This is a genomic window from Pseudomonas sp. P97.38 (assembly GCF_001269745.1).
Classification (GTDB): Bacteria; Pseudomonadota; Gammaproteobacteria; order Pseudomonadales; family Pseudomonadaceae; genus Aquipseudomonas; species Aquipseudomonas chlororaphis_E.
Window position 1 is genome coordinate 61,250 of the sequence record NZ_LHVJ01000008.1, and the last position, 14,515, is coordinate 75,764.

Annotated in this window: 14 protein-coding genes; 2 read left to right on the forward strand and 12 right to left on the reverse strand. The window is 62.5% G+C overall.

The features are described 5' to 3' along the window. Positions 1-20: 20 nt before the first annotated feature. Genes AD664_RS01705 through AD664_RS01730 form a run of 6 tightly spaced genes read right to left on the reverse strand, consistent with a single transcriptional unit; the run spans position 21 to position 5,684 of the window. The gene (locus tag AD664_RS01705) at positions 21-425 is read right to left on the reverse strand and encodes a type IV pilin protein (protein WP_053144005.1); all 405 of its coding nucleotides are present in this window, start codon (positions 423-425) and stop codon (positions 21-23) included. Positions 426-436: 11 nt separating this feature from the next. Then, complete coding sequence (locus AD664_RS01710; RefSeq protein ID WP_053144008.1) at positions 437-3,550, reverse strand: pilus assembly protein; 3,114 nt, start codon at positions 3,548-3,550, stop codon at positions 437-439. Continuing rightward, positions 3,537-4,016 carry a PilX N-terminal domain-containing pilus assembly protein gene (locus AD664_RS01715; protein WP_047736284.1) on the reverse strand — a complete coding sequence of 160 codons (480 nt, stop codon included), beginning with the start codon at positions 4,014-4,016 and terminating at the stop codon, positions 3,537-3,539. The genes AD664_RS01710 and AD664_RS01715 overlap by 14 nt, the downstream gene beginning before the upstream one ends. 11 nt (positions 4,017-4,027) lie before the next feature. Then, on the reverse strand, positions 4,028-4,753 hold the full coding sequence (locus AD664_RS01720; protein WP_047736285.1) for a PilW family protein: 726 nt from the start codon (positions 4,751-4,753) through the stop codon (positions 4,028-4,030). Next, positions 4,750-5,214 (reverse strand): type IV pilus modification protein PilV, encoded by a 465-nt coding sequence (gene pilV / locus AD664_RS01725; RefSeq protein ID WP_047736286.1) that lies wholly within the window; start codon positions 5,212-5,214, stop codon positions 4,750-4,752. The genes AD664_RS01720 and pilV overlap by 4 nt, the downstream gene beginning before the upstream one ends. Then, positions 5,211-5,684 carry a GspH/FimT family pseudopilin gene (locus AD664_RS01730; protein WP_047736287.1) on the reverse strand — a complete coding sequence of 158 codons (474 nt, stop codon included), beginning with the start codon at positions 5,682-5,684 and terminating at the stop codon, positions 5,211-5,213. The genes pilV and AD664_RS01730 overlap by 4 nt, the downstream gene beginning before the upstream one ends. A 158-nt stretch (positions 5,685-5,842) precedes the next feature. On the opposite strand from AD664_RS01730, the gene AD664_RS01735 reads away from it, so the two are divergent. Then, the gene (locus AD664_RS01735; protein ID WP_053144010.1) at positions 5,843-6,358 is read left to right on the forward strand and encodes a GspH/FimT family pseudopilin; all 516 of its coding nucleotides are present in this window, start codon (positions 5,843-5,845) and stop codon (positions 6,356-6,358) included. Here the strand turns inward: AD664_RS01735 and ispH are convergent. From ispH to murJ, 6 genes are all read right to left on the reverse strand, one after another. Further along, the gene (gene ispH / locus AD664_RS01740) at positions 6,335-7,282 is read right to left on the reverse strand and encodes a 4-hydroxy-3-methylbut-2-enyl diphosphate reductase (protein WP_053144012.1); all 948 of its coding nucleotides are present in this window, start codon (positions 7,280-7,282) and stop codon (positions 6,335-6,337) included. The genes AD664_RS01735 and ispH overlap by 24 nt on opposite strands. Positions 7,283-7,451: 169 nt before the next feature. Next, the gene (gene fkpB / locus AD664_RS01745) at positions 7,452-7,889 is read right to left on the reverse strand and encodes an FKBP-type peptidyl-prolyl cis-trans isomerase (protein WP_053144015.1); all 438 of its coding nucleotides are present in this window, start codon (positions 7,887-7,889) and stop codon (positions 7,452-7,454) included. After that, the gene (gene lspA / locus AD664_RS01750; protein ID WP_042730788.1) at positions 7,882-8,394 is read right to left on the reverse strand and encodes a signal peptidase II; all 513 of its coding nucleotides are present in this window, start codon (positions 8,392-8,394) and stop codon (positions 7,882-7,884) included. The genes fkpB and lspA overlap by 8 nt, the downstream gene beginning before the upstream one ends. Next, complete coding sequence (gene ileS / locus AD664_RS01755; protein WP_053144017.1) at positions 8,387-11,218, reverse strand: isoleucine--tRNA ligase; 2,832 nt, start codon at positions 11,216-11,218, stop codon at positions 8,387-8,389. Before ileS ends, lspA begins: the two co-directional genes overlap by 8 nt. Positions 11,219-11,231: 13 nt before the next feature. Continuing rightward, positions 11,232-12,170, reverse strand: coding sequence for a bifunctional riboflavin kinase/FAD synthetase (gene ribF / locus AD664_RS01760; RefSeq protein WP_042730790.1), 939 nt, complete (start codon positions 12,168-12,170; stop codon positions 11,232-11,234). Between the two features lie 129 nt (positions 12,171-12,299). Continuing rightward, complete coding sequence (gene murJ / locus AD664_RS01765) at positions 12,300-13,838, reverse strand: murein biosynthesis integral membrane protein MurJ (protein WP_053144019.1); 1,539 nt, start codon at positions 13,836-13,838, stop codon at positions 12,300-12,302. A gap of 254 nt (positions 13,839-14,092) precedes the next feature. Here murJ and rpsT point away from each other — a divergent pair, with 254 nt between their 5' ends. Next, positions 14,093-14,371, forward strand: coding sequence for a 30S ribosomal protein S20 (gene rpsT / locus AD664_RS01770; protein WP_020798646.1), 279 nt, complete (start codon positions 14,093-14,095; stop codon positions 14,369-14,371). Positions 14,372-14,515: the final 144 nt, after the last annotated feature.

A 14,515-nucleotide genomic window follows, 5' to 3' on the forward strand; every position in this document is an offset into this window, starting at 1 on the left:
GCGCCCGAAACAAGGAAAACCTAACGCCCCCAGCAATCCTTGGTGGTCACCCCGCTGGCGGCGTTGAGCATACTCCGTACGCCCGTGTTGTTGAGGGTGAAATCGCCGCACTTGTCCGTCGCCATGGAGGAGCCGCTTTTGCGCACGGCCGTCAGGGTGAAGCTCTGGTCCGCCAGCGTCCGGTTAATGGTATAGAAATCGTTACCATTGCTGAGGCCAGTCGTCGCATCGCTGTAGGAGTTGTTCTTTGAGTAGTAACGCTCGAGGATCTGTGCCTGCTCCGACAACAACCCGGCGATTTCGGTACGCCGCCCCTTCTTCATGTACTCGGTCAGGCTCGGATAGCCGATGGTGACCACGATACCGATGATCGCGATCACGATCATGATTTCGATCAAGGTGAAACCCCGGTTGGAACTGCGCATGCCCTTGCCTCTCACTGTATTTGCCGCCACATGATGCGACGGCTGCCGCCGACGGTCTTTTCCAGCAGGTTGGTGATACCACCGCTGGAGTCATTCACAACCATGTTGGTGGCCCCGCTGGCGCTGACGACGGCGCTCAAGGTCGGGATGCCACCGGTGAAAACGACGCCGGCGGAAATCGTATCGAGGTTGCTGAGGGCGCCGTCATTGTTGGTATCGAGCACCGCATAGTTGAGCATCTTACCGTTGAACGCACTCAACTCGATCAGTTTGCCGGTCCCGAAGCTCGCGCAGGGGTCGGTGGTGTCCACGGCGGCCGTGGTGAAGACCACGCGCCCGAGCACCAGGTTGGCCGAGTTGATCACCCGCTCCCCGGTCAAGACGTTGTTGTACACCAGGGGCAAGTACCAACCCTTTTTCGAGGGGTAGGCCACATCGTTCTGGCTGGTGGTCACGAACTGCCCCGTACTGCCGGAAAACACCCCGGTGATGGCCTGGGCCTGCAGGTTCGAGACGGTGATCTGCCCCCCTCCGCCGACAGCATCCCAGATCGAGTAGAAGCCCTGTAGATCCTTGTTGAGCTTGTCTGCCGTCTCATTGAACTTGCCGGTGCCGAAGAACACCTGGGTCCCGCCTTGGGGGTTGTCCGCCAGCAACGGCTGCACGGTGATGGGCTGGGTAGCGCCCCCCGGTGCGGTGAACAAGGGTTGGCCGGCAAACGCCAGCCCCCAGGCCGTCGGGGAGGTGGCGCTGAGGTCGAACTTCCACATCCGCCCCTTCAGGTCACCACCGTAGGCAGCCTGCACGACGTTCTGGGAGTTGACCCGAAGCTTGACCGACGACAGGCCGTTGTCGGTCTCGCTGCTGTTGATGACGATCTTCCTGATCAGCGAGCCGTCGCGGATATCCACCACATACAGCGCCGCCACGCCGCTGTTGCTGCCATAACCGTTGGAAATGAACGCGGCCCAGCGCCCGTCCGCCAGGCGCGCCACTTCGGGACGGGCATAGGCGTAGCCCAGGTCATTGAAGACGTTGGCCGTGCTGGCCACGGCCGGCGCACTGATTTCCCACAAGGCCCGATACACATTACCCGCCGCCGCGTCGAACAATTGAACCGCATAGAACGTCCTGCCACCCGCCCCGGTACCGCCCAGGGCCACGGTCTTCCAGGCGGTTCCCGACTGCGTATCGAACACGCCAATCTGCCCGTCCACCAGGAAGTCGTGGCTGACACCGTTGATGTAGTTGGGGTCCGCGATGCCTTGCAACGACGGCAGCACGCTCGACGGCATGTACGCATAGCGCCGCGTGCCGTTGGCACTGTTGATGACGCTGAAGAAACCGTCGTTGGCGTTCACCACCAGGCTGCTGCTCATGTTGGTCGCCTTGGTCGCCAGGTAAGTGCTGTAGCTGGTGTCGTTCAGCAGGTCCGCGGCGGTCTGGTCATTGGGCGAGGCCAGCACCAGTGGCGAGTTGATGATGTCCCCCAGCAACACGCTGCGCACCTTGAGCCCGGTCTTGTTGACGCCCTTGCTCCACTCCACCAGGTCATTGCCGGTGATGCCCGTGGGCAGGTTCTGGTTGAGGCTGGTTTGCTGGGCCGGTGAAAAGTTGGCGTAGGAAAGGGTCACGGGCGCATTGGTCGCGGTGTTCCAGGATTGATAGGTCGGGGCCGTGGCACCGGGCACGATGGCGGTGTCGGTGGTCCACTGCACCGCCGCCGAATCGACCGTGCCCGCCGACGTGAAGCCGAATGCGCGGATGGTGCCGCGCCAATCCTTGGGGTCGTAGGTGGTCTGGTAGAAGCTGGAGGTGCTGGACAACGAGGCGCCGTTGGTGGCGCCACCGCCGCCCGAACCGGCCTTGGAGGTAATGTCGCTCAAGGCCGAGGACAGCGCCGAACTCAGGCCATCGCTGTCGGTCGCCTGGTAGTACTTACCGGCGCCATAGCGGGCGGCATCGGACAGCATCGGGTTGGCCGCGGTGAAACCGACCGTGTAGGTGTTGAGGTATTGCCGGGGGAAGTCGGCGGCATTCCAGCTCTTGCCGGTGGCATCGGTGCCGGTGGAGCGCATGTCGATGTCGAAGGCGAATTTGGCAATGTCATCCAGGTACAGGGTGTCGCCTTCGCCATCACCGTTGGGGTTGTCGCCGTCGTTGGTGCTGATCCCGTCCCAGTTCGGCAGCCGGGGACCACCCGTAGCCGTAGCCTGCGGGTCATTGGTGGGGAACGTCCGGTCATAGGTGGGCAAGCCGTCGGTGATCACCACGCCGAAGTTTTTTTGGCACCGATACTGGATCGGGCTGGTGTAGGTGGTCGGCGTGCTGTTGTGGTAAGGCGCCATGCCCCTGAAATAGCGGGTGATCTCGTAGTAGCTCTCGGCCAACGGCGTATTTGCCACCGCGCCCAGGGCGTTGATGGCGCTGGTCAGCGCGGTGTAGTTGGTATTGGCCTGGGCCTGGGTGACACTGCCGCTGACCGGCGATAGGTCGCTGACCGCCCGGGCGATATAGCCGCCGGGACCGGAGTTGGTGCTGTTGGGCGGGTTGAAGGTGGCCAGACCGATGCGCAGGGCGCGGTTGCTGGCCACCAGGTCGGTGGAGACGTTCCGGGCCACGTTGATGCGGTAGTCATTGGGGATGGTGCCGGTGGTGAAATCACGGTTCGAGCCGTTGGCGAGGGTCAGCAGGTAGGACAGGTATTTGGTGGTGTAGCGGGTATCGCCCCCACCCACCGGGTCCGGCAACCGCAGGCAGACCCGGCTGAGGATGTTGCGGTAGAAACCGACCCAGCCGCTCGAGCAACCACCGCGCAACAAGCTCGACAGTAGGACGTTCCCGTCATCGGGGTCCAGTTGCTGGCCGCCGAAGCAACTGCTGCTCGAGTTGCAGTTGTAGATAAGCGGCCGCGAAACCTCCGGATCGAACCCCGATGCCCAGATGATGCTGTTCATGCTCCCCGAATCGTCGATCAGCAACATCACGTTCGGCGTCACCGCCCCCGCACTCAACAGTGGCGAATCCGACGGCGTGAAAGCGTAGGCCGGGGCCGCCAGGTAAAGGCCGAGCAGCGCGCCCCACAAGGCCTGCCGCCAGCCGCGACGCCCCTCAGTATTTCGCATAGATGCTCTCCACCACGCTGCGCTGGTTGTTCCCCACCACCGCCACCGCCGTGATCCGATACAGCGTCGCCGAAGTATTGCTGGGTACGTTGACCGCCGTGAGCGTGGTGCCGATGTTCTGTACGCCATAGAAGCCTGCGCCGGCGGCGACCCAGGTCACCCCCGAGGTGGAATTGCGCCCGGCGGCCGTCACGGTTGCCGACTCGGCCGGTGGCGCACATTGGGTCGCGGTAGTACACACTGCCAGCGAATAAGTGTCGACCTGCACCGCGCTCTCGCCCATCCGCAGCGCCGCCTCGGCGATCTGGAACGACTGGTTGCGCAGCATGACGCTGCTGGTCATTTTTTCCTGGAGCGTGGCGCTCTGCATGGACGACAGCCCGATCAGGGTCAACAGCAGCAGAAACACCAGGCTGACCAGCAAAGCCATGCCACGTTGTCGATGTTTGATTGGAATCGATTTCATGGGCTTGCCCTTTACAACAGCCGGTTGCGCAAGGCGGCAACCACGTTGAAGGTTTGCTCGCGCACCGCGTTTCGCGGATCGAAAAGCGTCAGGCTCAGGCGCACGCTGCGGATCAGTGCCGGGTCGGCCGGGTTGCTGCTGTAGCTGGACGCCGCGATGTCCGAGGCACTGCCGGCCACGCCGAAGGTCACGCTGAACGTGCGCACGTTATCCACCAGCACCGCCATGGGCGGGTTGGCAGGACCGCCGGCTGTCTGGACGCCCATCAGCAGTTGGTTGTTGCTGTAGCTGTAGATCAATCGCCTGATCGGAAACGCGATTTGCCCGGCCGCAGGCGCCCGCACGCCCGTGTAGGCGGTGGCCGAGGTGCGACAGTCGGAAACCACGGTCCAGGTGGGCGCCCCGCCGCCACTGCCCACGTCCGCCGTCACCAGGGTCAACTTCAGGTTGGCGTTGTCCCAGCGGATCGGCGTGATCTGGCTGGCATTGAAATCCCCGGCGGCGGACGCGTCGGTGATGCTCCCCAGGCAACCGAACATCCCCACCATGCGCAGCTCCTGGACCATTTTGCTCAAGGCGAACCGCGCATCCTCCTGCATCACCGCCGCCGCCCCCTGGCTGACGTAGGTGTTCTTAGCGGCGATGAAGATCTGCACGACCCCCAGCACGACGATCAGGCTGAGCACCAGCGCGATCATCAGCTCGATCAGGCCGAAACCCCGGCTGCGCCCGTTCATGGCGCCGGCGTCGCGATCGGGTCGACGGCGACACGGCTGGTCAGCACGAAGCTGCGCCGCGCGTCGGCCGCGTTGGTGGTGTTGGCGGCCCTCGCATCGTCCCAGGAAATGGTGATGGTGTAGACGCGCTGGTTCAGGGCGACGGTGCCGGTGGCCGTGGCGCCGCCAAAGGCGATGATGTTGGTCTTGAAGTCGTAGAGGTCCTGGTCCCGCGCCACATTGAGGTTTGGCGCGCTGGGCGGCGTGACGGTGTAGTCCGCGCCGGAGTTGGCGCGTATGCGGTCCAGCAGGTCATAGGCGATGAAACTGGCCTGGCTGGTCATGCGCGAGCTGTCGGTGTACTTGAGGGCGTTGAGCTGAATCATCGCGGCGCCCAACAAGCCCACGCCGAGAATCAACACCGCCACCAGCACCTCGATCAGGGTCATGCCCTCCTGTGCGCGTCTACTGCAATCCTTCATCCGCAACTTCCACCCAATACGATTCTTCCGTTGAGGCAAACATTCAGCGTCCTGCTCTGTGTTCCCCGCACATAATTGAAACCCACCGGCGTGGCCGGTGCCGATAATCCGCCCAGGTTGTTGAAATCAATCGCGGTCACGTCTGAGGTTAGCGTCAGAGTCGCGCCACCGCCCATCGCTGGAACAACCCGCAATACATTGGCCGGCGTGCCCGTACTGTCATACACCGTCAGTTCGCCGTTCCAGGCGCTGCCCAGCACCGTGGGGCGAATCCTGATGGTGGTGCCCCGGTCGATGGCCTCCATCCGGGCGAAGTTCAACGCCCGACGCAGGTCGCCGATCTCGGTATCGGCCCGGGTGCCCTGCATTGAACTGGTGAAGGCCGGCACCGCCAGGGTGATGAGGATCAGCATGACGCCAAGGGTTACCAGCACCTCGATCAGCGTGAAACCTTTTGTACGAAGATCCATCGATGCCCTCTGCCGCCGTCGGCTATACCTGCTTCTGTAACGCTAGAACAAACAGCCGCAGCATGCGTAACGCTGATCAACTGTGGCGAGGGGATTCATCCCCTCGACACGACTCACCAGCCTCAGAACCGCTTCGCGCACTCCAGGGAGGAGGCAACATGCACCAACAGGGGTTCAGCCTGATCGAGCTGCTCATGGGACTGGCAATTGCCGCGATTGTTCTGCCGTGGGCCAGTTCCAGCTACAAAGCGCTCATCGAATCCATCGAGCGCGAGGACGCCGCCCGGTTACTGGCCAGTGGCTTGCGCACTGCGCGAAGCGAAGCCATCACGCGCAACCGGACGGTGGCGATCAGAGGGATAGACAATGACTGGAGCAAAGGGTGGCAAATCATTCTGGACGGCGATGACCAGGCGCTGCTGACACAGCGCAGCAACGGGGCTCGCATCATGGGTAACTGGGCGATGAAAGGGTCGGTCAGGTTCGCCTTCCATGGCCAGGCGGTATGGCCCAGCGGCGCCTTTCATTCGGGAACGCTATACGTCTGTGGCAAACACGGCTCGATCAGCCACCATCAAGTGGTGCTCGCGCCTTCTGGACGCGTGAGCCTGCGCAGCGAGGTCGCCGAGCAGGCCGTGTGCGAAAAGCGCTTAAAGCAGCGAGCGGACGCGTAGTTCCTTGGGCATGGAGAACGTGATGTTTTCCTCGCGGCCGGCCAGTTCATCGGCACCCGTGGCGCCCCAGGCCTGCAACTGCTGGATCACCCCACGCACCAGCACCTCGGGGGCCGACGCACCGGCGGTGATGCCGATACGCTCGATACCGTCGAACCAGTTGCGCTGCAGGTCCTCGGCACCGTCGATCAGGTAGGCCGGCGTGGACATGCGCTCGGCCAGCTCGCGCAAGCGGTTGGAGTTGGAGCTGTTCGGACTGCCGACGACCAACACCACGTCGCACTCGTTGGCCAATTGCTTGACCGCGTCCTGGCGATTCTGGGTGGCGTAGCAGATGTCATCCTTGCGCGGCCCGCCGATGGCCGGGAAACGCGAGCGCAGGGCGTCGATCACGCGGCTGGTATCGTCCATGGACAGCGTGGTCTGGGTGACGAAGGCCAGGCTCTCGGGGTTGCGGACCTGCAGGGCAGCCACGTCGTCCTCGTCCTCGACCAGGTAGATCGCGCCGCCATTGCTGGCATCGTACTGACCCATGGTGCCTTCGACTTCCGGGTGGCCCTCGTGGCCGATCAGGATGCATTCGCGACCGTCACGGCTGTAGCGCGCCACTTCGATGTGCACCTTGGTCACCAATGGGCACGTCGCGTCGAACACCTTCAGGCCACGGCCAGCGGCTTCGGTGCGTACAGCCTGGGAAACCCCGTGGGCACTGAAGATCACGATGACGTCGTCCGGCACCTGGTCCAATTCCTCGACGAAGATGGCCCCGCGGCTGCGCAGGTCTTCGACGACGAATTTGTTGTGGACCACTTCGTGGCGCACATAGATCGGCGGCCCGAAGACTTCCAGGGCGCGGTTGACGATTTCGATCGCCCGGTCCACACCGGCGCAGAAGCCACGGGGGTTGGCGAGTTTGATTTGCATGCTGTGCCTCGTGTCTGGCCTGTTGATCGAACGAAGGGCTCGAACACAATGGAAATACCTTGTGGGAGCGGGCTTGCTCGCGAATACGGTCTGTCAGCCAACATCAATGTTGGATGTCAGGTCCTCTTCGCGAGCAAGCCCGCTCCCACACTTGACCGCATTCGGCCAGTTACAGAGCCTTGACCTCAAGAATTTCCACTTCGAAATTCAAGGTCTTGCCCGCCAGGGGATGGTTGAAATCCACGGTCACCTGGGCGTCGTCGAAAGCCTTCACCACGCCCGGCAGTTCGGTGTTGGCCGCGTCATTGAAGATCACCAGCAGCCCCTCGGACAGCTCCATGTCCTGGAACTGGGAGCGTGGCATGGTCTGCACGTTCTGTGGGTTGGGCTGACCAAAGGCGTTTTCCGGGGCAACGACCACGGTGCGCTTGTCACCGGCCTTGAAACCGAATATCGCCGCCTCGAAGCCTGGCAACAGGTTGCCATCACCGACTTTGAACACCGCCGGGGCCTTGTCGAAAGTGCTGTCGACGGTGTCGCCGTTTTCCAGGTGCAGGGCAAAGTGCAGCTTCACTTCGGTGTTTTGAGCGATACGCTGCTCAGTCATGGACGGCTTCTCCGGTTTTCTTGCTCTTGAACATGTCCAGGGCGAGCATGATCGCGCCCACGGTGATGGCGCTGTCGGCAAAGTTGAACGCCGGGAAGTACCAGCGGTTCTGCCAATGCACCAGGATGAAATCGATCACGTGGCCCAGGGCGATGCGGTCATAGAGATTGCCCAGGGCGCCGCCGAGAACCAGTGCCAGCGCCACCGCCAGCCAGGTTTCATCGCGGCCCAGGCGCTTGAGCCAGACCACCAGCACCGCGCTGACCACGATGGCAATCAAAGCGAACAGCCAGCGCTGCCAGCCCGAACTGTCGGCCAGGAAGCTGAACGCCGCCCCCGTGTTGTAGGCCAGCGTCCAGCTGAAGTAGTCGGGAATGACCACGATCTGCTGGTACATGGTCAACGAGCTTTCAAAGTAGAACTTGCTGGCCTGGTCGATGACCAGCACCAGCACGCTCAACCAGAGCCAGCCCAGCCGTCCGAAACGGCCCGCTGCGTTAGGCATAGTGGCGAACCTCACCGGTGCCGCTGATGTTGTCGACACAACGACCGCAGATTTCCGGATGCTCCGGGTTCACGCCGACGTCTTCGCGGCAGTGCCAGCAACGGGCGCACTTGACGAAGCTCGACTTGACCACCTTGAGCTTCAGGCCCGCCACTTCGGTGACCACGGCATCGGCCGGGGCCTGCACTAACGGGGCGACACTGGCGGTGGAGGTGATCAGCACGAAGCGCAGTTCGTTGCCCAGCTTGGCCAGGTCAGCCCCCAGGGACTCCTCGGCATAGAGGGTCACTTCGGCTTGCAGGTTGCCACCGACGGCCTTGGCCGCACGCTGGATTTCCATTTCCTTGTTGACCGCCGCCTTGACCGCCATGACGCGATCCCAATAGGCACGGTCCAGCTCGAAGCCTTGCGGCAGTTCGGTCAGGCCTTCGTACCAGGTGTTGAGCATTACCGATTCGTTACGCTCGCCCGGCAGGTATTGCCACAGCTCGTCGGCGGTAAACGCCAGGATCGGCGCGATCCAGCGCACCAGCGCCTCGCTGATGTGGAACAGCGCGGTCTGGCACGAGCGACGCGCCTTGCTGTTGGCGCCGGTGGTGTACTGGCGGTCCTTGATGATGTCGAGGTAGAAACCGCCCAGCTCCTGCACGCAGAAGTTGTGGATCTTCGAGTAGACGTTCCAGAAGCGGTATTCGCCGTAGTGCTCCTGCAATTCGCGTTGCAGCAGCAGGGTACGGTCCACGGCCCAACGGTCCAGGGCCAGCATGTCTTCGGCCGGCAGCAGGTCGGTGGCCGGGTTGAAGCCGGTCAGGTTCGACAGCAGGAAGCGCGCGGTATTACGGATGCGTCGGTAGGCGTCCGCACTGCGCTGCAGGATCTGGTCGGACACCGCCATCTCGCCGGAATAGTCGGTGGAGGCCACCCACAGGCGCATGATGTCGGCGCCCAGGGTGTCGTTGACCTTCTGCGGCGCGATCACGTTGCCCAGGGACTTGGACATCTTGCGGCCGGCTTCGTCGACGGTGAAACCGTGGGTCAGCAACTCGCGATACGGCGCGTGGTTGTCGATGGCGCAACCGGTCAGCAAGGACGAGTGGAACCAGCCGCGATGCTGGTCCGAGCCTTCCAGGTAGAGGTCGGCACGCGGGCCGCTCTCATGGCCCATCGGGTGCGAACCGCGCAGCACGTGCCAGTGGGTGGTGCCGGAGTCGAACCAGACGTCCAGGGTGTCGCTGATCTTGTCGTACAGCGGCGCTTCGTCGCCCAGCAGCTCGGCGGCGTCCATCTTGAACCAGGCTTCGATGCCTTCGACTTCGACGCGCTTGGCCACCTCTTCCATCAGTTCGACGGTGCGCGGGTGCAGCTCACCGCTTTCCTTGTTCAGGAAGAACGGGATCGGCACGCCCCAGTTGCGCTGGCGGGAGATGCACCAGTCCGGACGGTTGGCGATCATTGAGTGCAGGCGCGCCTGGCCCCAGGCCGGGACGAATTTGGTGTCTTCGATGGCCTTGAGCGAGCGCTGGCGCAGGGTATCGCCACTGGCCGGCTGCTTGTCCATGCCGATGAACCACTGCGCGGTGGCGCGGTAGATCAACGGGGTCTTGTGGCGCCAGCAGTGCATGTAGCTGTGCTCGATGACGGTGGTGTGCAGCAATGCACCGACTTCGGTCAGTTTGTCGACGATGGCCGGGTTGGCTTTCCAGATGAACTGGCCGCCAAAGAACGCCAGCGACGGCGCGTACACGCCATTGCTCTGGACCGGATTGAGGATGTCGTCGTTGACCATGCCGTACTTCTTGCAGGTCACGAAGTCGTCCACGCCATAGGCCGGCGCGGAGTGAACCACACCGGTGCCGGCGCCCAGTTCCACGTAGTCGGCCAGGTATACCGGCGACAGGCGATCATAGAACGGGTGACGGAAGTTGATCAGTTCCAGCGCCGAACCCGGGGCGGTGGCCAGCACCGAGCCTTCGAGGCCGTAGCGGCCCAGGCAGGACTCGACCAGTTCCTCGGCCAGCACCAGCAGCTTGTCGCCGACATCCACCAGGGCGTAGTTGAATTCCGGGTGGACGTTCAGCGCCTGGTTGGCTGGGATGGTCCACGGGGTGGTGGTCCAGATCACGATCGCGGCCGGCTTGGCCAACTGGCCCAGGCCGAACGCGGCGGCCAGCTTGTCTTCATCGGCGATCGGGAACGCCACGTCGATGGTCGACGACTTCTTGTTCTCGTACTCGACTTCCGCCTCGGCCAGGGCCGAACCGCAATCGAAGCACCAGTTCACCGGCTTGAGGCCCTTGAACACGAAGCCGCCCTCGACGATTTTCGCCAGGGCACGGATTTCACCGGCTTCGTTCTTGAAGTCCATGGTCTTGTACGGATTGGCGAAGTCGCCCAGCACGCCGAGGCGGATGAATTCGGACTTCTGCCCTTCGATCTGCTCGGTGGCGTAGGCACGGCACAGCTCGCGGGTCTTGTCGGCGCCCAGGTTCTTGCCGTGGGTCACTTCCACCTTGTGTTCGATCGGCAGGCCGTGGCAGTCCCAGCCCGGAACATACGGTGCGTCAAAACCCGACAGGGTCTTGGAGCGCACGATCATGTCCTTGAGAATCTTGTTCAGCGCGTGACCGATATGGATCGTGCCGTTGGCATAGGGAGGGCCGTCGTGCAGGACGAACTTCGGACGATCCTTGCCAATTTCGCGCAACTTTCCGTACAGGCCAATGCTGTCCCAACGCTGCAGAATCTGTGGTTCGCGCTGAGGCAGGCCGGCCTTCATAGGGAAGGCGGTGTCCGGAAGGTTTAGCGTGGCTTTATAGTCGGTCATTTAAGGCTCTTCATTAGCGATTGGCGCTGGTTGCGACAAGGGCACGGGCGGCGGCGATATCTGCATGGATCGCCGTCTTGAGCGCCTCCAGGGAGGCAAAACGCTGCTCTTCACGCAGCTTCTGGTGGAAAACCACCGTCAAACGCCGGTCATACAGATCGCCGGCAAAATCCAGAACATGTACTTCGAGGTGGGCTTTGCCATCCCCCTGGACCGTGGGCCGTACGCCGATATTGGCGACACCGGGCCAGGCCTTGCCGTCAATCTCGACGCTGACCAGGAACACCCCGGTCAGCGGCACGCGACGGCGCTTGAGTTGCACGTTGGCAGTCGGCGTGCCCAATTGGCGCGCCAGTTTCTGCCCGTGCAGGATCCGCCCGGCAATCCGGTACGGACGGCCGAGCAGGCGCTCGGCCAGTTCGAAGTCGGCAGCGGCCAGGGCATTGCGGACCTGGGTGCTGCTCACGCGCAAGCCGTCCAGTTCGACGGTCTGCGCAGCTTCGACGGTAAAACCATGGACGCTGCCGGACTGTTGCAGGTATTCGAAATCCCCGGAACGGTCGCAGCCGAAGCGGAAATCATCACCCACTTCCAGGTGTTTCACGTCGAGACCGTCCACCAGGATGGTCTCGACGAACTCGGCGGCACTGAGCTTGCTCAGGCGCTGGTTGAAGGCCAGGCACAAGACCCGGTCGACGCCTTCGCTGGCGAGCAGTTGCAACTTGTCCCGCAGCCGGGCTAGACGGGCCGGCGCGGTGTCCGGGGCAAAAAACTCCCGCGGCTGCGGCTCGAAGATGACCACGCAACTGGGCACGCCCAATTCCAGCGCACGCTCACGCAGCCGCGCCAGGATAGCCTGGTGGCCACGGTGGACACCGTCAAAGTTGCCAATAGTGGCGACACAGCCCCGATGCTGGGGGCGCAGGTTGTGGAGGCCTCGAACCAGCTGCATAACGCGCTTCTTGCTCATAAAGTGGCCGATTATAACCACACCCGGCGGCCGACGACAGGCAACACCGTAACCCAAAGTGCTCGAACCGACAAAACCACTGCCCGGTCCGGGTTGATCGAGGCCCCGCCCTCAGCCCAAGGCCTTGCGATTGAAGTCCCGCAGACGGAATCCCATCAGCAGCAACATGCCGAAATACGCCACCACGCCCGCGACAACCAGCACGCCCAGGCGCAGGAAACGTTCGAGCATCTGCCCTTCGCTCCAGGCCGGCATGAAGTGCAGCGCCCCCAACAAGACCGCCGACATCACCGCCACGGCGACCAGCAACTTGAGGCCAAACCGGCCCCAGCCCGGCTGCGGCTGATACATCTTCTGCTTGCGCAGTTGATAAAACAGCAGCCCGGCATTGAGGCAGGCACCGGCACTGATCGCCAGGGCCAGCCCGGCGTGGGCCAGTGGGCCGATGAGCAGGAGGTTGAACAACTGCGTCATCACCAGGGTGAACACGGCGATCTTTACCGGCGTGCGAATGTTCTGCTGGGCATAGAACCCCGGCGCCAGCACCTTGATCACGATGATCCCGAGCAGGCCCACCGAATAGGCGATCAGCGCCCGCTGGGTCATGACGGCGTCGAAGGCATTGAACTGGCCGTACTGGAACAACGAAACCGTCAGCGGCTCGGCGAGGATACCCAGCGCCAGGGCACAAGGCAGCACCAGCACGAAGCACAGCCGCAGGCCCCAATCGAGGATGCGCGAATACTCCTGGCGGTCCTGGTTGGCATAGGTCTTGGCCAGGGTCGGCAGCAGGATGGTGCCCAGGGCCACGCCCAACACACCGGACGGCAGCTCCATCAGACGGTCGGCGTAGTACATCCACGACACGGAACCGGCTACCAGGAACGAGGCGAAAATCGTGTTGATGATCAGGGAAATCTGACTCACCGACACGCCGAGGATTGCCGGCAGCATCTGTTTCATAACCCGCCACACGCCGCTGTCACGCAGGTTCAGCCGGGGCAGCACCAACATGCCGATCTTTTTCAGGTGAGGCAGTTGGTACAGCAACTGCGCCAGGCCGCCCACCAGCACCGCCCAACCGAGGGCCATCACCGGCGGATCGAAGTACGGCGTCAAAAACAGCGCGAACACGATCATGCTGACGTTGAGCAAGGTCGGCACGAAGGCCGGGACGGAAAAACGGTTCCAGGTATTGAGGATCGCGCCGGCCAGGGACGACAGGGAAATCAGCAATATATAAGGAAAGGTCACCCGCAACAGGTCGGAGGTGAGCTGGAATTTTTCCGGGGTGTCGGTAAACCCCGGCGCCGTGGCCCAGATGACCCAGGGGGCGGCGAGCATGCCGGCGGCGGTGACCAGCGCCAGCACCAAGGTCAGCAGGCCAGTGACGTAGGCAATGAATGTGCGGGTCGCTTCGTCGCCTTTCTGACTCTTGTATTCCGCCAGGATCGGCACGAAGGCCTGGGAGAACGCGCCCTCGGCGAAGATCCGCCGCAGCAGGTTGGGCAGCTTGAAGGCGATGAAAAAGGCGTCGGTGGCCATTCCGGCCCCGAAAATGCGCGCGATCAGCGTATCGCGAACAAACCCCAGGACACGGGAAAGCATCGTGATAGAGCTGACGGCAGCCAACGATTTGAGCAGATTCATGAAAAGAGTTTTTGCCTGTCGATAAACAGCAGGCGAACAACGCGCCCACTTGTGCGATACTCCGCGCCGCTAAACAGCACAGCGCCAAAGCCCGCGAGTTTACAGGTCGCACGCCGGAAAGAAATCACCCGGTGCGTAGCACCTGCCATTCAGCGGAACGTGTCACCCGCCCTTGACAAGACCTCAACTCATCGGCATGATTCGCGGCCTATTTTGTTTGCTATTTCCTAAAAAGTCTTTCGAGGAGCTCGACGGTGGCCAACTCACCTTCCGCCAAAAAACGTGCAAAACAGGCTGAGAAGCGTCGCAGCCACAACGCCAGCCTGCGTTCCATGGTCCGTACCTACATCAAGAATGTAGTCAAGGCCATCGACGCAAAAGACGCTGAAAAAGCTCAAGCTGCTTACGTTCTGGCTGTGCCAGTTATCGACCGCATGGCCGATAAAGGCATCATCCACAAGAACAAGGCTGCTCGCCATAAGAGCCGCCTGAATGGCCACGTAAAGGCCCTGAACGTTGCCGCTGCTGCCTAAGCGACGCGCTCATTAAAAAACCGACCTCAGGGTCGGTTTTTTATTGCCTGTGATCTACCCCCTCCTACAAGGCAATACCGCTCACCTAAGGACGTCCGTCCCGTGGCGAGGAAGCTTGGCTCCCGCTGGAGCGCGCAGCGGTCC